This window comes from Paraburkholderia sp. SIMBA_053 (genome assembly GCF_046534895.1).
Taxonomy (GTDB): Bacteria; Pseudomonadota; Gammaproteobacteria; order Burkholderiales; family Burkholderiaceae; genus Paraburkholderia; species Paraburkholderia caledonica.
In genome coordinates, this window is record NZ_JAWRXU010001702.1 from 1 (window position 1) to 236 (window position 236).

A 236-nucleotide genomic window follows, 5' to 3' on the forward strand; every position below is an offset into this window, starting at 1 on the left:
CGACGACGACACCAAGCTCGTGCGCATTGTCACGAGCGGCAAGGACTTCTGCAAAGGACGCCAGTCGCCGATGCCGCCGGCAGGCGCGAAGCCGTCGGCGGAAACGCTGCGCCGCGTCGTCGCCGCGCCGCCGCTCGCGCTCTACGATGCGCTGAAGGCGGTGCGTGTGCCGGTGCTGTCGGTCGTGCGCGGCGAGGCGATCGGCGTGGGCTGCGCGCTCGCGGGCGTTTGCGATG

1 pseudogene is annotated in these 236 nt (G+C 72.0%); it reads left to right on the forward strand.

Annotation, left to right across the window (positions count from 1 at the left end):
* Window positions 1–236 (forward strand): annotated as a pseudogene (locus SB753_RS41335) (enoyl-CoA hydratase/isomerase family protein); the annotation flags it as partial.